This is a genomic window from Vagococcus sp. (genome assembly GCF_036639995.1).
Classification (GTDB): domain Bacteria; phylum Bacillota; class Bacilli; order Lactobacillales; family Vagococcaceae; genus Vagococcus.
The window spans coordinates 13975-35504 of sequence record NZ_JAVWHO010000022.1; the positions used below are offsets into that span (position 1 = coordinate 13975).

Below are 21530 nucleotides of genomic sequence, written 5' to 3' on the forward strand. Positions count from 1 at the left end.
AAGAAGCTGATTAGCTTCTTTTTTTGTATAAATATTTTTTACTGTTCTTCCCCAGATACTTCTTCTTCTGGTATATAAGTCATTAACACTTTACGGGGTTTACTTCCTTCTGACGGGCCGACAACACCATGTTCTTCTAATTCATCGATTAAACGCGCCGCTCGGTTGTATCCAATTCTAAAACGACGTTGCAACAATGAAATACTTGCTGTTTGCATTTCGATAATTAATTGTTTAGCATCTTCAAAATACTCATCAACAGAGTCACTTCCTGTAGATTTTTCGGCTTCTTCTGTTGGCATCATATGTTCTTGATAATCTGCTCCTTGCTGACTCGTTACAAAATCAACGATATTTTCCACTTCTTGATCAGAAATAAACGCTCCTTGCACACGAATCGGCTTATTTTCTCCCATTGGAACAAACAGCATATCACCTCGTCCAAGTAATTTTTCCGCTCCATTACCATCGATAATCGTTCGCGAATCAATTCCACTTGAAACAGCAAATGCTATCCTTGATGGGACATTGGCCTTAATTATCCCAGTAATAACATCTACACTAGGTCTTTGTGTTGCTAAAATCATATGGATACCTGCTGCTCTTGCCATTTGAGCCAAACGAATAATCGCATCTTCCACTTCATTACTGGCTACCATCATTAAATCTGCTAACTCATCAACGATAACAACGATATATGGTAAAACAGATTTAACCTCACCTGTTTCGGCATTGTGTCTTTTCACCATATCGTTGTATCCATTCATATTTCTAACTCCAAATCCTGCAAATAATTCGTAGCGTCTCTCCATTTCTTCTACCACTTTTTGAAGCGCTTGAGCTGCTTTTCGAGGATTAGTCACAACAGGAGTTAATAAATGGGGAATGCCATTATAAACATTTAACTCCACCATTTTAGGGTCAATCATCATTAATTTTACTTGATTAGGTTTTGCTTTCATCAGTAAACAAGAAATAATACCATTGATACAAACTGATTTACCACTACCAGTTGAGCCTGCTATTAATAAATGAGGCATCTTGGTCAAATCAGCAGACATTACCTCACCTGAAATACTTCTTCCAAGAGGAACTTCAAGTAAACGATCAGGATGACTCTCTTGTGCTTCAATAACATCTCTAAAAGAAACCATACTAGTTGTCTGATTAGGAACTTCAATACCAATCAATGCCTTACCTGGAATAGGTGCTTCCATCCTAATATCTTTGGCGGCTAAAGCTAACGCAAGATCATCTGTCAGACTAACAACTTTACTTACCTTTACGCCAACAGCGGGTTGAATTTCAAATTTTGTCACTGATGGTCCTAAGCTTGCTCTAACTACTTTTGCATCAACACCAAAACTATCAAAAGTTCTCTCTAAAATTTTGACGTTCTTTTCAACCAATTTATATTCCTTACTTTGGTCTGTTAAAGGAATATCATTCAACAAATCAATAGAAGGTAATTCATAATCTTCATTGTCAATTTCATCTGGTAGTTCAAAATGAATATTCATTTCTTTTTCCTGCATCTTATCTGACTTAGACTGTTCTTGTTTTTTTGGTTTTTCAACTTGTTTTTTTTGATAAGTATCTTGATAACTATCAATTTCTAATGTCATCTGTTCTGTTGGAATATCTACTTGAACTTCTTTTGTTTCATTTGCTAACTCTTCGCCTGGAGTTAACTTTCTTACTTTATTTTCAGAAATTTTCTTATTTTCCTTCTCAATCTTCAGCTTTTTTTTTTCTTCTTGTTGTTCTGAGAATTTCTGTTTCTTTTCATCCATCGATTGAGAAGCATTACTGCCCCATCCTCTAATTTTTTCAATCACATCAGTTAAACCAACATTGGCAAATAGTAACACACCAACAGCCATACCTGTGAAAGAAACAACATAGGAGCCAAATTTTGAAACTAGAAAATAAGTAGCGCTATAAAGTGTTGCTCCAATCATTCCTCCACCAACAGATTGAGTAATTTGATTTACCTTAATATCCGAAAATATTTTTTGCCAAGTTAACGTAATAATAGCTGTATCTCGGTTAATTTGTTTAAACAAACCAATTTCAATAAATAAGAGGAAACTCAAATAAAAGACCAAACCACCTATCCAAATTGTTTTTCGTTTAAATTTGGGGTCTTTACCCATAAAAATTAGAAGTACTCCGTATAAAATCAATACAACTGACATTACAACATAAGTATTTCCAACTAAAAAACGAAACACATTAGCCATTAAAATCCCTAAAAAGCCTAGTTTCAAGCCACCTAATATACCAAATATAATAAATGCTACACCAATTAGAAAATAGGTTGTTTTTTCTTTTTGTTGTTTCTGTTTTTTTGTAGGTGCTTTCCCTTGTTTTTTCTTTGCCATACTTTAACTCCTTACTTTTATCAATCAACATTATACTATAAAGAGCTTTTTTTGTGAATTTACTTAAAGAAAGCTCGAATCGTATTTTCTTTTTCTTTTGAAAAAGGTGGAAACATTAATGGTATCTTTAAGATGGTAGACCGCTTCAAAATAGATTTTGTATGACTAAATGCCTCTAACGATTTCTTCCCATGATAATGCCCCATACCAGAAGACCCTACTCCACCAAAAGGTAAACTTTCATTTGCTAAATGAAGAATTGTATCGTTTATCGTAGCACCACCAAATTGAATTGCTTCAATTAAAAAATCTATTTCCCTTTTATCACTACTAAAAGGATAAAAAGCTAACGGTTGTCCTGTTGCTTTAATAAATGGAATAACTTCCTCTAATTTTTCATAACTTAACACTGGTAAAATGGGACCAAAAATTTCCTCTGACATAGAAGATAACCTGTCTATCATACGCCCTGAAAGGATTGTTGGCTCAATATATTTACTTTTTTTATTATAATTTCCACCAACATAAAGATAATCCTGATCTCTTTCAATCAACTGAATTAGACGATCCATCGAATTATCATTAATAATTCGGCCATAATCAGGAGACTCTTCAATATAGTCACCAAAAAAGCGCACTAACCTTATCTTCAACATGTTTAGAAATTCTGATTGAATAGTTGCATCAATTAAACAATAATCTGGTGCGACACAGGTTTGACCTGCATTTAAAAATTTCCCCCAAATCACTCTATCTGCAGCAATTTCTAAATCAGCATACTTCGTTACAACGACTGGACTCTTTCCGCCAAGCTCTAATGTGACAGGCGTTAAATTCTCAGCTGCTTTCTTTAATACTATTTTCCCTACTTTTTCACTGCCTGTAAAAAATATTTTATCAAAAGGATAATCTAATAAGAATCCATTTATTTCTTTGCTAGTTGTGATCATTTTTATATAGTAAGTGGGAAACGCTTCTGAAACCAAAGTATTCAAAATAAAATTTGTGTGCTCTGTGTGCTCTGACATGCCAATAATTGCCGTATTCCCACCAGCAATTGCGCCTATTAAAGGATCCAATGTTAATAAGACTGGATAATTGAATGGGGATAAAATAAGCGTGTTACCAAAAGGCGCTTGGATTGTATAACTTCTTGCTGGCCATAAAAACAATGGTGTTTTTACTCTATTTTTATCCGCCCATTTAGGTAATTTTTTTATCATTTCATCAATATGACGGTAAACTAACCCGAGTTCCGTCATAAAACTTTCTGTTGATGCTTTTCCTAAATCTTTATTGAGCGCATCAATCAATTCGTCTTCATAGCGATTAATTTGCTCTCTTAATTTTTTTAACTGTTTAACACGAAACTCAATAGGATATGTTTTTTGAGTATTAAAAAAGTCACGTTGTTTTTTTAAAATTTCACTTATCTCGTCAATCATCAAACAACCCCCTTGTCGCCCTATTATATCATTAGTTACTTAAAAAAGACTAAGTACACTCTCAATTAATTCCTGAGATAAACGTGTATTAGTCTAAAAGTTATTATTGATCTTTCATAGCCTGTTTTAAAGCTAATGATAAAGGACTTTCTTGCTCTTCTGTTTCACTATATTTCTTCATTAGTCGACGTTCTTCATGCTTCGTCATTTTTTTATTTTTAGTTCCTTTTTTCTCTACTTTTTCTGTAATATTACAATTCTTACATTTAAAATATGATCCATTCTTATTTTCAAGAATTTCCATTTTTTTCTTACATTGAGGACATCTGTGATTAGATACCTTGGGATCTTTTCTTCGTCGATATGAACATGAGTCACTGCTACATACGAGAATTTTTCCATCTCTGGTATTTTTCTCTCTTAATTTTTCACCACAATCAGGACACACTTTTGACGTTAATGAGTGATCAACATATTTATCTTCACTTTGCTTGATTTCCGTTACTAATCTTGCAGTTTCCTTTTCAATGGTTTGAATAAACTGACGATTATTTAATTTTCCTTGAGCAATTTTTTCTAATGAAATCTCCCATTCTGCTGTCAATTCAGGTGTTACAAGAGATGGATTCACTAATGTTAGTAACTGTTTTCCTTTTGGCGTCACCATTAATTTTCCTGTACTTCTCTCCATTAAATCAGAACTAATTAATTTTTCAATTATTTCAGCACGTGTTGCTGGCGTGCCTAGACTATGTTTTTCCATTTGTCCAAGCAATGTTCCTTCATTTAATGGTGAAGGTGGTGTCGTTAATTCCTTATTAAGTGTAAATTGCTGAGGAATTACTTGACCTATTTTAAAATCAAGCTGCTTTTTCTCAATTTCTTTTTGTTTTTTCCAGCCATAAACTTCAACCTTATTTTGTTTAAAGGTAAATAGAGCATCCTTTGTTTGAGCTGTAACTGTTTGATTTGAAGAGACAAACGGTTCTTCAAATAACCCTAAAAATCGCTCAACGATTAAACGATAAATTTTCATTTCCTCATTATCTAATTTTTCTAAACGAGGTGACTGCTCTGTTGGTATCAATCCATGATGGTCAGTTACTTTAGCATTTTGAAACACATTTTTTTGTTGTACTACGCTCCCGTTTTTGATAATACTCTTCACTCGTTCACTATCTATAACGGTTACTGCATGTAGTCTTTCTTTCATAGTTTGCTTCATATCAGTTGTCAAATATTTTGAATCCGTTCTTGGGTACGTCACAATTTTATGGATTTCATATAGTCTCTGAATAATTGATAGAGTCTTTTTAGCTGAATATTGATAACGTTGGTTGGCTTCTCTTTGCATTTCTGTTAAATCATATGGTAGTGGTGCTGCCTCTATTTTTTTCTTTTCTTTAATATCAACTACCTTAATTGGTGTTGATTCAAGTGATTTAACATATGCTTCCAATACTTCCCTATCTTTATACTGTCTTGGATTTTTCAATTGTAGTCTTCCAAGTAAATGATAATAATTTAAATCTAATGTAAAATACGTTTCTGGCCTAAACTTCTCTTGTTTTTCTTCTTGTTTTCTAACCATTGCAAGTGTTGGTGTTTGCACACGACCTGCTGATAAACTATCTTTATATTTTACAGTTAACGCTCGTGTAACATTTAAGCCCACTAACCAGTCAGCTTCTGCTCTAGCAATTGCTGAGTAATACAAATCATCATAGGCTTTACTTGGTTTTAAATTTCTAAACCCATCTTTTATAGCCTTGTCTGTTTGAGAAGAAATCCAGAGTCGTTTAACTGGTTTTTTAAATTTCACATATTCTAAAATCCAACGAGCAACAAGTTCCCCTTCTCTTCCAGCATCTGTCGCAATTACTGCTTCTGATACATCTTGGCGATTTGCCAAATGACTGATTGCTTTTAATTGTGGTCTTGTCTTAGGTAAAGGTTTAATTCCTGATTTTTTAGGTATCATTGGTAAAGTATTCATATTCCAAGTTGCCCACTCTTTATTGTAATCTTCAGGCATCTTTAAACCTAATAAATGACCCAAAGCCCACGTCACAATGACATCTTTTCCTTCTATATAATTTTTGCTTTTTTGCGTTGCACCTAAAACTTTAGCTATGTCGCGCGCAACACTTGGTTTTTCCGCAATTATCAGTTGTTTCATTTTTTTCACATTCTCCATCATCTAATTTTTCGTAATCTTTAACAAGCATTAATCCTTTGTATGCTTGCAGTTCTTCATCACAATCATCACAATATATTAATTCTCCATCATTCCAAAAAGCGGATAGTAATGGTGGCTTAATTCGTTTATCTTCAAATTGTTCTTCAAATTGTTTAAATAGTTGATCATAGTATTTTTTAGCTGAACAAAATTTATCAAATTTTTTTTCTTCAATAATACCTTCTTGCCAGTCTTCAAAAAACCACCAAGGTTCGTTCTCGCTATAAGTAACGATGACTTGATACACAATAACTTCCTCCTCACTTATTTTTTCATTATAACACAAGATAAAGTAAGCATTCGACCTAGAAAAAGTAAAAAAGACTGCCTTTTTCAAGACAATCTCATTTATTATAGTAATTCACCAAAACGTTTCACATAAATTTTCTTCACAATCATTACTAAAACTAAATAAGCAACAATAGTTACTGCCAAATATCCCCAATAAGATGAAGGTAGTGGAGCTAAATCCAATCTTTCACCAAATGCCGTGAATGGTAGAATCGAACCAATCGCAATCCCAATCGATGTAATAGTTGTTAAAATAAATGATGCATTACTTTGCAAGAATGGCATTTTAGGTGTTCTTAAAGTATGAATAACTAAAGTTTGTGACCAAAGTGATTCAACAAACCAACCAGCATGAAATACGGCCACAAATAATATTTGTTGTTCTGTATTCAATGAATGATACGATCCGCCAACAACAGCTGGACAAATGACAAAATACATTAATGCAAATGTGGTAATATCAAAAATTGAACTTGTTGGTCCTAACCACTTCATGAATGAACCAATACTTGAAGAATCCCATTTTTTTGGTTCTTCTAGATACTCTTTATCCATGTTATCCCAAGGAATAGACATACAAGAAATATCATATATCAAATTAAGAAATAAAAGCTGTAGTGGTAACATTGGTAAGAAAGGTAAAAATATACTTGCTACAACAACTGAGAACATATTACCAAAGTTTGAGCTTGCAGTCATTTTGACATACTTCATGATGTTTCCAAAAATTGTTCTGCCTGATAAAATACCACGTTCTAAAATCATCAAATCTTTTTCTAGCAAAATCACATCTGCTGATTCTTTTGCAATATCCACTGCTGTATCAACTGAAATACCAACATCGGCTTCTTTCATTGCAGGGGCATCGTTTATACCATCCCCCATAAAACCAACTGTGTGACCATTCTCTCTAAGGACACGTACCAAACGTGTTTTTTGAGCTGGAGATAGTTTAACAAAAATATTATATTTTTCAGCAACTATTTTTAATTCCACATCATTCATTTTTGAAATGTCACTACCAATAACTAACTCTTCATGTTCTAAACCAACTTGTTTACACACTGATTTAGTTACTAATGCGTTGTCTCCTGTTAAAACTTTAACACCAACCCCGTGCTTTTTCAGTGCTTCTAATGCATCTTTCGTTGTTTCTTTTGGAGGATCTAAGAAAGCCAAATAACCAATTAATACCATGTCACTTTCATCTTGAATAGAAAACTCACCAACTACACTTGGGTTAGTTTTTTGTGACACACCTATAACTCTTAAACCATCTTCATTTAGCTCATCGACAGTTTTTAAGATACGCTGTTTTAAATCATCAGTTAGTCGCATTACTTCGCCTTTAAAATCAACATAACTTGATATTTCCAGCATCTCTTCGACAGCACCTTTTGTAATCATCTGAGTTTTACCATTGTTATCCTCAATAACAACACTCATGCGTCTACGTTGAAAATCAAAAGGAATTTCATCAATTTTACTATATTTATTAACATTGATATTTAATTCATCTTCAGCAGATTCAATGATTGCTTTATCCATTAAATTTTTAAGCCCTGTTTGGTAGTAACTATTAAAGAAAGCATGACGTAAAACACGCTCATCTTCTTTACCATCAACGTCTAAATGGTATTCTAAAATTATTTTATCTTGTGTTAATGTTCCTGTTTTATCAGTACATAATACATCAATTGCACCAAAATTTTGAATCGAATTTAAATTTTTGATGATTGTTCCTTTTTTAGCCATTGTAGAAGCACCTTTAACTAAATTAGTTGTAACAATCATCGGTAACATCTCAGGTGTTAATCCTACAGCTACAGATAGACCAAATAGAAAAGCCTCTAACCAATCACCTTTTGTTAAGCCATTAATCAAAAACACTGCAGGTGCCATGACAAGCATAAAGCGGATCAATAACCATGATGTCTTATTAATACCAATATCGAAGCTTGTTAATGTCTTTGCTTCTGAAACATCTTTAGCAATTTGTCCAAATAAAGTACGATTACCAACTGCCACAATGACACCTATTGCACTTCCACTGACTACATTACTTCCCATGTAAGCAATGTTTTCTAAATCAGTTTCACTGCTATTTTCAATCACTTCATACAGCGCTTTTTTTTCTACTGGATAACTTTCACCAGTCATTGCCGCTTGAGAAATAAACAAATCTTTTGTCTGACATAACCGAATATCAGCTGGAATCATGTCTCCTGCTGATAATTTAATCATATCTCCACATACAAGTTCTTCAATTGGTAACTCAAACTCACTTCCATTTCTAATAACGGTAGCTGTAACCTTAACTAAATCGCCTAATTTTTCAGCTGCTTTATTTGACCTAACAGATTGAATTAATGTCATTGTTCCACTTAAAGCTACCATTGCAACAATAATTAATACTCCTGTTAAATCACGTTCAGCAACTGGTACAATCACATAATCTGTAAAAAATGAGATAATTGCTAACGTAATTAAAACAATTGTAAAAGGCGTAAAGTATGCTTTTAATACCTCCAAAAATAAAGGCGTCTTTTTACCATGAGAAATAACATTCTCACCATACTCTTCTCTTAAATCATCCACTTGTCCTTCAGTAAGACCATTTTGGGAACTTTTGAAAATTTCTAATACACTATTTATTCCTGTTTGAGAAAAAAATGTGTAATCCATATTACTTTTTTGAATTATTTGTTCTTTTTTTTGACCCATTATTCTTTACCTTCTTTCCATAAAATAAACCCCATAGAGAACATCCAACACCTATAAATATTAAAAAAATAATTACTTCAGGCATGACGTTTCCTCCTTACTTTGAGTGGGCTGCGAAAGAAGAAAAAGGAAAGAAGCTTACTCTATTTCTAAAATAGAAACAAATAAACAATAATAGCTTACTTCTAACATTATTTTCCTATAACACAAACCCTTTTGACTTCGACTTTGACTACTGTCATCCATTTGTTTCCATCTCCTTTACCTCGTTATTTTGTGTTGCTAAATATTTTATAAATTCTTTTAATTCAACGTTTTCACCAAATATCTTTTTATAGTTCGTCTGATAGCCTATTTTTTCATAAAACTACCAAGCAGTTTGGTAATCGTTGGTTTCCCTGACGTCTCTACTCACTCCTTATTTTTTTATTGTTAGCATACAAAAAACCTCTCGCCAAAAACTCGACGAGAGGTATGAATTCATCACTAAATAAGCATTCTTAAGATCCAATCGTTGAGTTTTAGCACTATACAACGTAAAAGCTTTTGCTTTAGCTACGTTAAGAAAAACCTTATCTCGATAATTCCTGTTATACCCATTGGTGTCTCTCGACGTTTTTGGGCAGTAGCCTGTGTTTGTATAGGAGCCTCACCTAACAAATCTATTTAATTGTTTAACACACACGTACTATAAATCATTTTTAAATAACTGTCAACCAATAACTTTCATTATTTAAACATATTGTCTTTGTTCATCACCAGAAAAAGCTGTATCTATTAAGCCGCCACCTAAACACTCATCACCTTGATAGAATACAACTGCTTGCCCTGGTGTGATAGCTCTTACGGGATCTTTAAAAATAACACTCGCTTTTGTTTGATCATCGTTTAAAATAACTTTAACTTCAGTATCTTGTTGACGGTATCTAAATTTTGCTGTACACGTAAATTCCTTTGGTTGAGCTTCATTTGTAGTGAAATGAACTTCACTTGCTTCTAAATGAGTTGCATATAGATGTTCATGATGAAATCCTTGACCTACAAGTAACGTATTTGTTTCTAATTCTTTCCCTACAACAAACCATGGTTCACTCGACTCTCCCTGACCACCACCGATACCTAGTCCTTGACGTTGACCAATTGTATAATACATTAAACCTGCATGATCTCCTTTAACTTGTCCATCTAAAGTTATCATTTTTCCAGGTTGAGCTGGCAAGAATTTACCTAAAAACTCTTTAAAATTCTTTTCACCAATAAAACATACCCCTGTTGAATCTTTTTTCTTAGCCGTTGCAAGGCCTGCTTTTTCGGCAATAGCACGAACTTCTTTTTTTTCCATATGACCTAATGGAAACATTGTTTTTTCCAGTTGCTCTTGGGATAACTGGCTTAAAAAATAAGTTTGATCTTTATTATTATCAACACCTCTTAGCATATGCACAGTCCCATTTTCATCACGTGTTACTTGAGCGTAATGACCTGTTGCAACATAATCTGCACCTAGTTGCATAGCATAGTCTAAAAATGCTTTAAATTTAATTTCTTTATTACACATCACATCAGGGTTTGGCGTTCTTCCTAAACGGTATTCTGCCAAAAAGTATTCAAATACACGATCCCAATATTCCTTCTCAAAGTTAACAGAATAATAAGGTATCCCAATTTGATTGGCTACTTTTGCAACATCTCGGTAGTCTTCAGTTGCTGTACACACGCCATTTTCATCCGTGTCATCCCAATTTTTCATGAAAACACCAACTACGTCATACCCTTGTTCCTTTAATACTAGCGCAGTTACAGAAGAGTCGACGCCACCGCTCATTCCAACAACAACACGAATCTTACTGTTATCGTTCATTCAATCACCATCATTTCTTTAGATTCTGAAATCTAATACGATTTGAAGGTCGTAATTTTTCAGTGCCTTTATTATAAACATTTTTCCTCAGAAAATCATCTATTTAATTTAATTTTCATATTCAAGTAAATTTACTTTACACCTCTATTTATTTGTGTTAATCTTTCAAGGAATAATTAAGAAAGGGTGATTACCATGTCAACATTAGATCAAATTAAGATCATGGTGCCTCCATTTCCCTTCAAAGGATGTTTTTTTCGCATAGTTTAATATCACGGAGGAATTAAAATTGGAAAAAAACATCGTTAAAAAACAACCATCTTTATTATTATTAATCTGCTTAGTAGGATTCCCACAAATTAGTGAGACAATCTTTACCCCTTCTTTGCCAGAAATCGCTCAAAGTTACGCTGTCAATATGAATACTGCTCAATTAACCCTGAGTATTTATTTTCTTGCATTTGCGTTTGGCGTTTTCTTTTGGGGATTTCTTTCTGACATTGTTGGCAGAAGACCTGCTATGATATATGGCATTGTTTTATATGGAATTGGAAGCTTAATGTGTTACTTATCACAATCAATTGAATTTTTACTTTTAGCAAGATTTGTCCAAGCTTTTGGAGCAAGTACTGGCTCAGTTACAACGCAAACTATTTTAAGAGAGGCTTTCTCGGGCAATAAACGCCATGAGTTATTTGCACAAATTTCTGCTGCTTTAGCGTTTACACCTGCTATTGGCCCACTTATTGGTGGTTTTGTAGGCAATTATTTTGGCTTTAGAATCGTTTTTCTAACACTGGTTCTAATGAGTCTTGTGTTATTTTTTTACACGGTACGTTCGTTACCTGAAACCTTTGACACATCAACAAGACAAAAAATTGCTCTTTGGCCGATTGTCATTCGCTTTTTAAAAAATCCTAAAGTATTAACTTACGGATTTTTAATCGGAGCTATAAATGGTATTTTATTTAGCTATTATGCTGAAGCCCCATTTATTTTTATTGAACAATTTGGATTATCCGCTTCTGTCTATGGATTTTTAGGACTTGTTATTGCGGGGGCTTCTATTGTTGGTGCGTTATTATCCAAACGTTTACTAAAAACACATCAACCTGAGTGGATTATTTCATTAGGAATTAAAATTATGCTTTTAGGTTCAACTCTTTTATTGGTGTCAAGTTACACAACTAGTCTAAGTAAATGGGTTCAATTTTCAGCTATTTTAATTAGTGTGTTTATCACACTTCTTGGAACAGGTACTGCTTTACCAAACTGTTTAAGCTTAGCTCTTGTAGATTTTAAAGATGTTGTCGGCTCAGCCGGAGCAATATTCAGTTTAGGTTATTACTTATTAGTAAGTCTAATTACATTTGGCATGAGTCATTTACATAATGGAACACTTTACATTATGCCTATTTATTTCCTATCTTTAGGAATAATTATGCTTCTACTAAGCAAACGATATATAAAATAAAATGAAAAACAGCGTTGGGATTTTTTTCCAGCGCTGTTTCTTTTTATTTATCTGACACAACAATATAGTGAACTTTTAATGGTCCGTGTAAACCAATTACGAGTTGCATTTCAATATCACCTGAATTTGATGGTCCTGAAATAATATGAATGGCTGAACCCACTTTTTCACCACACTTGATTTTTTTTGCATAATCATTAACTGCTTGTGTCGACCTAGGAACAATCTTACTTTTTGGAATAATGGAAATATAATGTGTTGGTAAAAAGTGAAGTGATCTTCCTTGACCAGAGGTGGTCTCTACAACAATACTTCCTGATTCAGCTAATAAATATTCTGAAAAAGCAATACCTATATTGGCCTTCTCAGCAGAAGTAATATTACGTTCTCTATACTCAGGTCCTTCTTGCCAATAACTAATTTGCTCTTTATACTCCTTTTCAAGAAATGGTTTTAATGAATCAAATCGCTTATCTGTTGGTAACATCATTGAACCACCACCAAAAGATTTTATAATATCTTTTAATTTGTTTTCCAGCTCATTTTCCGTAACTTCCGTCATCTCAATATTAAGTTCTTTTATTTTTTCATGACAAATTTCAAGTAACTCATCCTTTGTTTTATCTGCATACGTTTCAGTTGGTAAATTGTTGATTGGGACATAAGGATGACTTTGGCATTCACTAGGTTCTGTATCCAATTTACGATATAAGTTTTCTAAAAAGTTCTCTCTATTTTGATTATTAATCATTTTGTTCACCTGCTTTATGTGCTTTAAACCATGCTCTAAAACTATCTGAATATTTAGGTGGTCTAGGTAAATCTCTTACATCGGTCCACCCCTTGACCATTCCTGGTCCACTCTTAATAAAGCCACCATATTGATACATATTATCAACAGAAATAGGCGTTTTCTTACTTAATGCTCCCATGCCACCGTGAGCCATTCTTAAAGCTGATTTAAATAAAAATGGAGAGGCTGTGCCACTTCCAATTACTTTCATTTGGAAATCATCAAAGCCATGCTGCATGTTTAATTCATCTGTCATAACTTTTCTATGCTCAACTAATAAATGATGTAGTGGAATTTTAACTGGGCACGTTTCAGTACACGCTCCACATAAACTTGATGCATAAGGCAGCTCACCAAATTGTTTGTAACCACCTAAAACGGGAGAAAGTACAGCACCAATTGGTCCAGGATAAATCGAACCATAACCATGACCACCAATGTGACGGTAAACAGGACAAACATTTAAACAAGAACCACAACGAATACATTGAAGTACAGGTTGGAAAATAGTTCCTAAAGCGTTTGACCGCCCATTGTCGATAATGACAACATGAAAATCTTCTGGGCCATCTGATTCGTTTTCTCTTTTTTGACCAGCAAAAGTTACATATGTTGTTAAACTTTGTCCAACAGCACTTCTAGCTAATAAATTATCTAAAACTTCGGCCTCTTTCATTGTTGGAACAATTCGTTCCATTCCCATTAACACAATTTGAGTTTTTGGAATACTTATTGTTAAATCTGCATTTCCTTCGTTTGTATCTAAATTAATCATACTACTATCAGCAATGGCAAAATTACAACCAGTAATCCCAATATCAGCTTCTAGGAAAAATTTACGCATCACTTCTCTTGCACATCTAGCTAAATTAACGGGTTCATTATTACCTTGATAGCCTAATTTTTTCTCGAAAACCTGTCTGATTTGCTCTCTATTTTTATGAATACTTGGAAATACAATGTGAGAAGGTTCATCCCAATCATCCATTTGTAAAATAAATTCAGCTAAATCTGTTTCCAAAACATCAACATCTTCTAATCCTAATAACATCGGATCGATATCAACTTCTGTTGTTACCATTGATTTGGATTTAACAATTTTTTTGGCTTTTTTTTCTAGGACAACTTTTTTAACATAGTCGTTGGCTTCTTCTGCTGTTTGAGCAAAAAAAACGTGACCTCCACTTTTAGTAACGTTATCACTAAATTCTCTTAAATAATCAGGTAAATATTGAATCGTATGTTGTCTGATACTTTCACCAAGCTCACGCCACTCAGACCAGTTACCTAACTTCTGTCTTGCACCTTCTCGTTTAATCCACTGTGTATCTTGTGCTTTTGCTACAGCCTGTTGCATAAATTTATCTTCTTTGCTTCTTTTAATTCTTTCATCAAAAGGAGCATCTGTTGTTTTTAATCCCATTAGATTGCCTCCTTACACCTGTTCTTTAACTGGCTGTTCAATTCTTGTGATATTCACATTGCTATTTAAAACTTCTGCAATATGCATAATTTTAATTGGGTGTTGATCTCTATTAAATTTACCACCGATATTCATTAAACATCCCATATCCGCACTTATTAAAATCTCAGCACCAGTGCCAAGAACATCGTTCATTTTTTCTGTCACCATTTCCTCTGATATAGCGGGCATTTTAACAGAAAAAGTACCACCAAATCCACAACAGTTTTCAATATGACCTAAAGGAATCATCTCTAATCCTTCCACATGATCTAATAAAACAAATGGGGCTTCTCTTTCTCCTAAAATACGTGTCATATGACAAGAACGGTGATAAGTCGCTTTAGCTTTTAAGCAAGCTCCTACATCCTTAACTTTCAATATTCTGTAAATAAACTGGCTAAATTCATAGGTTTTACTTGCTAATTCAATCGCTTTTGGTCCATAAATAGGATCGTTTTTTAGTAATTCTGGATACTCTCGTAACATTCCGACACAAGATCCTGCTCCTCCAACAACATATTCAGAACCTTCAAATGCGTCAATTTGATTTTTAAGTGTTGCATAGCTTTTTTCTTCATAACCACTGTTAAAGGTTGGTTGACCACAACAAATTTGTTTGTCAGGCAACTCAACAGTACAACCTAACCTTTCTAAAACTTCTACCATAGCTATTCCGACATTTGGAAACATTAAATCCACTACACAACTTGTAAAAATACTTACTCGCAATGTTTTCCCTCCTATTCTTACTTCAAATAAATAATAATCATTATTATCTACTTATTTATTTTAGCACTTATTTGACAACAGAAGAAGAATATCTCAAAAAAATAAGGTGATTTACCTCAATTTTTATGAGATAAACCACCTTATTTATAATAATTCCTATTTAACTTCTTCAATACAACCGTAATGAATCATATCTGCCATAATAAAGTTAAACTGTTCTTGTTTTTCTTTATGATTATCACTATTAAAAATATTCAAGCTCTTCATTCCATTTGGGCTAGTCACTGACATTTTTAATGTTTTTAAATCTTTAGCAACAGTCATTTTCAACTTAGGACTTTGTTTGTTCTGAGGATTAGTATCTAACGGTCTAACCAACTGAAAATTTCCTGATGCTGTTTCTTTAAATCCATAATCTTTAAAGGCATATGGTCTAGCTGTTTCTTTAACTTTATAAAATGTTTTTGAACCTTCTACTGTAGCTTTATCTAAAAAAGACATTGTTCTCCTCCTAAACGTTTGTTACCTATAATTATAAACAAATGTTGTCCAAAAATCTACGACATTATTTTTTTAAAATTCTTTAATTAGGTTAACCAATGCTTCTGAAAAAAGCTCAATATCTTCATCCGTTAATCCATAACCAAAACTTACTCTAATGGATTCAATGGCTGCTTTTGGAGATTCTTTTTTCATCGCTTGAATCACTGGTGATGGAGCAACATTTCCTGCACTACATGCTGAACCAGTTGAGATAGCAAAGCCTTGTAAATCTAACTTTGAAAGTAAAATGTTACTAGGAATTCCTTTAAACCAAATATTTAAAATATGAGCTAAATGATTGGTTTCATCTCCATTTATTTCAAAATCAATTCCATTTGCAGTTAACTTATCTAAAATAATACGTCTAAACTCTTCGTACTTTTTACAGTTATCTTTTTTTTGCTCATCTGTTAAAAGTTGAATAGCCTGACTCAAGCCAACAATACCAGCTAAATTCTCAGTCCCTGCTCTTTTCTTTTCTTCTTGTTCACCACCACGGAGCATAATTGGAACAAAAGCACCTTTTTTTATATACAAGAAACCTACACCTTTAGGTCCATTTATTTTATGCCCTGAAATACTTAAATAATCAACATTTAAATCATGAACATCTATTTTTTCAGTTCCAAATGCTTGAACAGCATCTGTATGAAGTAATGCTTGATGATTTTCTAAGAGTTTACCAATTTCTTTAATTGGAAAAATAGTTCCAACTTCATTGTTACCATACATTACTGTCACTAAGATGGTATCCTCTCTTAATACATTAGCTACTTGTTCAACAGTAATTGCTCCCTTATCATTGACTGGTAAATAGGTAACGTCAAAGCCTAGCGTTTCAAGATACTCTAAAGAGTGTAATACTGCACTATGTTCTACATTAGTTGAAATAATGTGTTTTCCTTTATCTTGTTGACTAATCGCTGTTTGGATGAGGGCAGTATTGTCCCCTTCAGTTCCTCCACTATTAAAAATAATTTCAGTTGGTTTGGCATTAACGCCTTTAGCTATTTCTTCTCTTGCATTTTCTAATTCAAAATCAGCTTGGCGGCCAAACTGATGAATACTTGAAGGATTCCCGTAAACATTGGCCATAATCCGTGTCATTTCTTTTATGACATTTTCATGCATGGGAGTTGTTGCTGCATGATCTAAATAGATTTGATTCATAATTTCACTCTTTTCCTGTTTATCTTTATGAAATATCATATCATAATTCTTTTAATAACAAACATATTTTATCTCAAAAAAAGAAAGAGCCGAAAAACTTTCGACTCTTTCCTAATATTTTATAATAACGGTGAGAATACAGAAAGAGTCGCTCTTCCCATACGAGTTAGCCAATTAATACTCTTAGCTTCCTCTAGAGTCACTAACTGACTCATTGCCTCTGTCTCAAGATGATCTTTATATACTTCTGCTACTGACGTTGTTTTATACATCCAAATACCACATTCAAAGTGTAAAAACAAACTACGGTAATCTAAATTGATCGTTCCAACTGTTGCATACAAATCATCCACAACAAAAGTTTTGGAATGAATAAATCCTGGTGTATACTCGTAAATTTTAACACCTGATTCAATCAATTGAATATAATTAGACTTAGTTACAGCATGAACATACCATTTATCCGGTTTATGAGGAACAATAATTCTAACGTCCACACCACCCTTAGCTGCTGTACATAAAGACTCCATTAATAAATTGTCTATAATTAGATATGGTGTTGTTATATAGACATATTTTTTAGCTCGATTAATTAAATTTAAATACACATTGATCCCCACTGTTTCTGAATCAAATGGTGAATCAACATACGGCTGATAGTAGCCTTCGCTAAGTGAAAGCTTTTCTTTATCAAACTCTGGATAAAAATCAGCTAACCGATCGTCGTTATCTTTATAAACAAATTCCCAAAGTGATAAGAACAACAATGTGAATCCCCAAGCAGCCTCACCTTTAAGCATTATAGAATTATCTTTCCAATGACCAAAACGTTCAACTTCATTGATATATTCATCTGCTAAATTGATACCACCCGTAAATGCCACTTTTCCATCAATCACTGTTATCTTTCTATGATCTCTGTTATTAAAAATTGGCGAAAGGACTGGTATAAACGGATTAAATACACAACACTTAATTCCCATATTTTCAAGTTTACGGTAATAATGATGAGGTAATGTTGTTAAACACCCAAAATCATCGTAGATAAAGCGAACATCCAAACCTTCCTTCGCCTTTCTTTCAAGCACATCTAAAATGGCATTCCACATCTTACCTTCTTCAACGATAAAGTATTCCATAAAGATATATTTCTCTGCCTTTTCAAGTTCTTCCAACATTGCTTTAAATGCAGAATCTCCTAGTGGAAAATACTTACTTGTTGTATTTTGAAACAGGGCACCTTCTCCGTATTGGCTTAAATAATTGGATTGAATAATAGCATCTAGATTCCCGTCATCTATCTCTTTTGTTCCAACGGTTTTTAAATTGGCGGCCTTTTCTTTTTCTTGAATGATCGACATCATTTGTTTATCTTCTTTTGTAAAGTGAATTCGACCAAACACAAGATAAATAACTGTCCCAAATATTGGTATCAGCATAATAGGGATAATCCAAGCTATTTTATACGCTGGATTACTTCGATTATTAATAATTTTTATAATCACTGCCGCTGATACAATAATATAAATCGTATAAAAATAAACAAAATACTCTTCAAATCGAACAATAATCGCAAAAAGCAAACCTAACTGAAGGAGTATTAACAATCCAATAATTATTGCTCGATTTGAAATTATTTTGATCAAATTTTTCATCCTGTCACCTCTCATCTATCAATACTAAATACTATAGTAATTTTAAATAAACTTCAACTATAAAAAACAAAAAACGGCACTTTTTTATAAGTACCGTTTTCTTATAATTAAAATTCAACTTCGTCAGGATTTTTTGCTGAACCAGCTTTTCCATAAAATCCGTCAATCAATAGCATATCATCTTCACTTAATTCAAAATCGAAAATGTTAATATTTTCAGCTATTCTTTCTGCCGTAACTGATTTAGGTAACGGTAAGAATCCGTGTTGAATAGACCACCTCAACACTATTTGAGCAACTGTTTTTTGATATTTTTCAGTTAATTGTTTTAGTTCAAGAATTTCAAAAATTTGACCAGTTCCTAATGGGCTATATGCCTCAAGTAAAATATCTTGTTTCTGACAGTAATTAACTAGTTCAGGTTGACTATCACTTGGATTTAAGTAAATTTGATTAACAACTGGTTTAATTATTGCTGTTTTTAATAATTCTTTTAAATGATGAGGATGAAAATTAGACACACCGATTGATTTAATTTTACCTTCAGAGACAGCTTCTTCCATAGCTCGCCAACTTTCAGTATTTGCCACTTGGTATTCGCCTCGAATCGCTAATGGGTTTGGCCAATGAATCAAATATAAGTCCACGTAATCTAAATCTAATTTTTTCAAAGATTCTTCAATGGCTAATTTAGCTAATTCGTATGAGTGGCTATCATTCCACAATTTAGTTGTGACAAATAATTCTTCTCGTTTTATACCACTTTTTTTAATTGCTCGGCCAATACTCTCTTCATTTTTATAAATGGCTGCTGTATCAATGTGACGATAACCTGCCTCAAGAGCACTTAAAACTGATTTTTCAGCCTCTTTACCATCTGCTGCTTGCCATGTTCCAAACCCAATCATCGGAATACGTTCACCATTATTTAAACGATATGTCTCTTCTGAAAATTTCATTTAGTTTCCTCCTATTTGATCATTTTTTTCTTCAAATCTTTTTCTCCGATTAAGACGTGCTTTTTTTCGTTTACGGTTTGATCGAATTAAAAGACCTATTAAAAGAATAAGTAGCAGAAAGATCGAACCAAATAAAATAACTGCTCCTTTTATGAAGGGATTTGATAAATCAATCGATTTAGTTAATGAGCTTATAAAACCAACTGATTTATCTTTTAATTTATTCGTGTGTTTCTTAGTTGTCGTAACTATGTCTTTTTCTTCTTCCTCGTATTTAACAGAAATGGGTTGAATTTTTTCTGATACTGGTTTTAATGAGTTCTCCACCATTAATGTTTTATTATCATTTAATAGTATTTTAGATGTACTATCTTTTTTTACTACATCAAGTAACGGCTCTAACACATTGATATCTTTTTCATCAATTGTTTGTTCACCTTTTTTAACAAGTTCTTTGTATTCAAAATGGTTAAATCCATAATTAAGAATCGCATTTGCAAATGGATGACGTTTATATTCACCTGTCTGATCACTCCAATCACCCACGCCAAAAACGATAGCAATCAAGCGAAGATCATCTCTTTTAGCTGTTATATCAATATTAAATGCCCCAGATGGACTTGACCCTGTTTTTAATCCATCTACGCCTTCAAATGAATAGTCTTTATCCACATCTTCATAAGTTTTTCCTGCTGATGGAATCGAGTAGTTATAAGTTTCAAATGTTTCTTCGTTGGGCGTATCTTTCATAACAGTTACAGTCGGTTTACTTGTATATTCAAGAATTTGAGGAAAGTTCTTTAGTAAATTATATGTAAAAATAGAAAAGTCTTTTGCTGTGGTCTCATTTGAGCCCGTTGTATCTAAAGAGCTTGTGTCCACACCTTCATTTGCATAAAGTCCTTGAAAGGCTGAAATTTCTGCACCTGTCGCATTAACAATTTTGGTGTTATTCATCCCTAATTCTTTGGCCTTATCATTCATCAATCCTAAGAATTTTACAGCATCTGGCTCTACTAATTCAGCTAACATCATCGTTGCCACATTTGATGAAGGAACAAGTGCCATTGGAAGAAGCTCTTTTACAGGATAAGAAACACCTGCCACAATTTTATTATTACTAATTTCATAGATATTAGCAATTTGTTGGTGCCTTTGAGTAGCCTCTACCATTGTGTCCATTGTAAATTTGCCTTTTTCCATGGCTTCATAGGTCAGATAAATAGTCATAAGTTTCATAATACTTGCTGGATTGTGAGGAGTTTCTTCATTTTCACCCCATAAAAACTTGCCAGTATTTCCGTCAATCAAAATAGCTGATTTTGGTTTATCAGATTCAACAGCCTGATATTTTGCTTCATTTATTAAATCCATCATAGATGGTTGGTTATCTTCTGCAAACACTTTAGCTCCAGTTACTCCTAATAAAACGATAACTGAACATAACACATGCAACATACATAAATTAAATTTTTTCATTCATTTGTCCCTTCTAACATAACTATAATTATTTTTATCTATTCCACTATATCAAAAATAGATATACTTTTGTAAAAATAATTAATAAATATTAGAAAATTTTCAAAGTTTTTCTAGTCAAATAAGTATTCTTTAGTTAAAGATTCACTAGCATTACTTATTTGTTCTGGAATTCCCTCATATAAAATATCTCCACCATATTTTCCTGAACCGGGACCAAAGTCTAATAACCAATCAGCTTGTCTTGCAAGCAACATATTATGTTCGATTACAATAACGGTATTATTTTTTCTAATCAACTCTTCAATTACGGATAGCA

At 33.1% G+C, this 21530-nt stretch carries 15 protein-coding genes, 1 pseudogene and 1 riboswitch; of the genes and pseudogenes, 1 reads left to right on the forward strand and 15 read right to left on the reverse strand.

Annotated elements, in window-relative coordinates; all coding sequences use genetic code 11:
- Positions 1-38 precede the first annotated feature (38 nt).
- The 6 genes from RR554_RS07085 to mnmA form a co-directional block, all read right to left on the reverse strand.
- Positions 39-2384, reverse strand: coding sequence for a DNA translocase FtsK (locus RR554_RS07085; protein WP_332462986.1), 2346 nt, complete (start codon positions 2382-2384; stop codon positions 39-41).
- A 59-nt stretch (positions 2385-2443) separates the two neighbouring features.
- Complete coding sequence (locus tag RR554_RS07090; protein WP_332467700.1) at positions 2444-3829, reverse strand: aldehyde dehydrogenase family protein; 1386 nt, start codon at positions 3827-3829, stop codon at positions 2444-2446.
- Positions 3830-3932: 103 nt separating this feature from the next.
- Positions 3933-6008: a DNA topoisomerase 3 gene (locus tag RR554_RS07095; RefSeq protein ID WP_332467701.1), complete on the reverse strand. Its 2076-nt coding sequence runs from the start codon at positions 6006-6008 to the stop codon at positions 3933-3935.
- Complete coding sequence (locus RR554_RS07100) at positions 5956-6315, reverse strand: DUF1033 family protein (protein WP_332462989.1); 360 nt, start codon at positions 6313-6315, stop codon at positions 5956-5958. The genes RR554_RS07095 and RR554_RS07100 overlap by 53 nt, the downstream gene beginning before the upstream one ends.
- Positions 6316-6419: 104 nt before the next feature.
- Positions 6420-9044, reverse strand: coding sequence for a magnesium-translocating P-type ATPase (gene mgtA, locus RR554_RS07105; RefSeq protein ID WP_332467707.1), 2625 nt, complete (start codon positions 9042-9044; stop codon positions 6420-6422).
- Between the two features lie 538 nt (positions 9045-9582).
- A riboswitch (M-box (ykoK) riboswitch) is annotated at positions 9583-9751 on the reverse strand.
- A gap of 65 nt (positions 9752-9816) precedes the next feature.
- Positions 9817-10944 carry a tRNA 2-thiouridine(34) synthase MnmA gene (mnmA, locus tag RR554_RS07110; RefSeq protein ID WP_332462991.1) on the reverse strand — a complete coding sequence of 376 codons (1128 nt, stop codon included), beginning with the start codon at positions 10942-10944 and terminating at the stop codon, positions 9817-9819.
- 289 nt (positions 10945-11233) lie between these two features.
- On the opposite strand from mnmA, the gene RR554_RS07115 reads away from it, so the two are divergent.
- Positions 11234-12418 (forward strand): multidrug effflux MFS transporter, encoded by a 1185-nt coding sequence (locus RR554_RS07115; RefSeq protein ID WP_332462992.1) that lies wholly within the window; start codon positions 11234-11236, stop codon positions 12416-12418.
- 43 nt (positions 12419-12461) lie between these two features.
- Here RR554_RS07115 and RR554_RS07120 read toward each other — a convergent pair whose 3' ends face one another.
- The 9 genes and pseudogenes from RR554_RS07120 to RR554_RS07160 form a co-directional block, all read right to left on the reverse strand.
- The gene (locus tag RR554_RS07120; protein WP_443081326.1) at positions 12462-13178 is read right to left on the reverse strand and encodes a LutC/YkgG family protein; all 717 of its coding nucleotides are present in this window, start codon (positions 13176-13178) and stop codon (positions 12462-12464) included.
- Positions 13162-14634, reverse strand: a complete 1473-nt coding sequence (locus RR554_RS07125; protein ID WP_332467703.1) for a LutB/LldF family L-lactate oxidation iron-sulfur protein — start codon at positions 14632-14634, stop codon at positions 13162-13164. The genes RR554_RS07120 and RR554_RS07125 overlap by 17 nt, the downstream gene beginning before the upstream one ends.
- Positions 14635-14646: 12 nt before the next feature.
- Positions 14647-15405, reverse strand: coding sequence for a (Fe-S)-binding protein (locus RR554_RS07130; protein ID WP_332467704.1), 759 nt, complete (start codon positions 15403-15405; stop codon positions 14647-14649).
- A gap of 156 nt (positions 15406-15561) precedes the next feature.
- Positions 15562-15906, reverse strand: a complete 345-nt coding sequence (locus tag RR554_RS07135; RefSeq protein WP_332462996.1) for a cysteine desulfurase — start codon at positions 15904-15906, stop codon at positions 15562-15564.
- A gap of 72 nt (positions 15907-15978) precedes the next feature.
- Complete coding sequence (locus RR554_RS07140) at positions 15979-17118, reverse strand: cysteine desulfurase family protein (RefSeq protein WP_332462997.1); 1140 nt, start codon at positions 17116-17118, stop codon at positions 15979-15981.
- A gap of 119 nt (positions 17119-17237) precedes the next feature.
- Positions 17238-18773, reverse strand: a complete 1536-nt coding sequence (gene cls / locus RR554_RS07145) for a cardiolipin synthase (RefSeq protein ID WP_332467705.1) — start codon at positions 18771-18773, stop codon at positions 17238-17240.
- A 107-nt stretch (positions 18774-18880) separates the two neighbouring features.
- Positions 18881-19732, reverse strand: coding sequence for an aldo/keto reductase (locus RR554_RS07150; RefSeq protein ID WP_332467706.1), 852 nt, complete (start codon positions 19730-19732; stop codon positions 18881-18883).
- Positions 19733-21211, reverse strand: coding sequence for a DUF1958 domain-containing protein (locus RR554_RS07155; protein ID WP_332463000.1), 1479 nt, complete (start codon positions 21209-21211; stop codon positions 19733-19735). It abuts the gene before it with no gap.
- Between the two features lie 113 nt (positions 21212-21324).
- Positions 21325-21530, reverse strand: a pseudogene (locus tag RR554_RS07160) (hypothetical protein); the annotation flags it as partial.

Excerpts from the sequence above, each read along its gene's own strand:
- RR554_RS07085 (WP_332462986.1), bottom strand. The coding sequence starts at position 2,384 with ATGGCAAAGAAAAAACAAGGGAAAGCACCTACAAAAAAACAGAAACAA.
- RR554_RS07090 (WP_332467700.1), bottom strand. The coding sequence starts at position 3,829 with ATGATTGACGAGATAAGTGAAATTTTAAAAAAACAACGTGACTTTTTT.
- RR554_RS07095 (WP_332467701.1), bottom strand. The coding sequence starts at position 6,008 with ATGAAACAACTGATAATTGCGGAAAAACCAAGTGTTGCGCGCGACATA.
- mgtA (WP_332467707.1), bottom strand. The coding sequence starts at position 9,044 with ATGGATTACACATTTTTTTCTCAAACAGGAATAAATAGTGTATTAGAA.
- mnmA (WP_332462991.1), bottom strand. The coding sequence starts at position 10,944 with ATGAACGATAACAGTAAGATTCGTGTTGTTGTTGGAATGAGCGGTGGC.
- RR554_RS07125 (WP_332467703.1), bottom strand. The coding sequence starts at position 14,634 with ATGGGATTAAAAACAACAGATGCTCCTTTTGATGAAAGAATTAAAAGA.
- RR554_RS07135 (WP_332462996.1), bottom strand. The coding sequence starts at position 15,906 with ATGTCTTTTTTAGATAAAGCTACAGTAGAAGGTTCAAAAACATTTTAT.
- RR554_RS07140 (WP_332462997.1), bottom strand. The coding sequence starts at position 17,118 with ATGAATCAAATCTATTTAGATCATGCAGCAACAACTCCCATGCATGAA.
- cls (WP_332467705.1), bottom strand. The coding sequence starts at position 18,773 with ATGAAAAATTTGATCAAAATAATTTCAAATCGAGCAATAATTATTGGA.
- RR554_RS07150 (WP_332467706.1), bottom strand. The coding sequence starts at position 19,732 with ATGAAATTTTCAGAAGAGACATATCGTTTAAATAATGGTGAACGTATT.
- RR554_RS07155 (WP_332463000.1), bottom strand. The coding sequence starts at position 21,211 with ATGAAAAAATTTAATTTATGTATGTTGCATGTGTTATGTTCAGTTATC.